The organism is Halorubrum sp. SS7, from assembly GCF_005435055.1.
Taxonomy (GTDB): domain Archaea; phylum Halobacteriota; class Halobacteria; order Halobacteriales; family Haloferacaceae; genus Halorubrum; species Halorubrum salinarum.
On the sequence record NZ_SGXV01000271.1, the window covers coordinates 1 to 514 of the forward strand.

The window sequence follows — 514 nt, forward strand, 5'->3', positions numbered from 1 at the left end:
GGTCGAGGATCCGCTGGAGCGAGCGTCAAACCCTCACGATCGACGAAACGCGAGGGAACCTCTTTACCGCCGACCCGCGTGGATCGGCGCATGCCAACCGACGCCGACTTCGGGGAACGGCTCGAGACTCGGACCGTCGCGTATCTCGACCGGATCGACGACTGCGCCGCGCTCCTCCCGCGAGCGCTCGACGAGTACGCGGCTGACGGCGCGTACGGCGAGACGGTCGACGAGATAGTCGCCATCGAAAGCGAATGCGACGACCTCGTCCGCGGGCTCACGGCGCTCATCACCGACGCCGGTCCGGACGACATCGGACTGCTGAACACGCGGATCAACTTCAACGAGTCCGCGCTGCTCGACTTCTACAACGAGCTCGACGTGGTCGCGAACCACACCGAGCGGATAGTCCAGGAGGTGGCGATGATGCGTCCCGACGCGGGCGCCGAACCGTTCGGTGACATGCGCGAGATGGCCGAGCGGATCGCCGAGATGGTCGCGGTCCTCGGCGACG

The 514-nt window shown here is 66.7% G+C and carries 1 pseudogene; it reads left to right on the plus strand.

Annotation, left to right across the window (positions count from 1 at the left end):
• Nucleotides 1–90 precede the first annotated feature (90 nt).
• A pseudogene (locus tag EXE44_RS17990) lies at nucleotides 91–514 on the plus strand (DUF47 domain-containing protein); the annotation flags it as partial.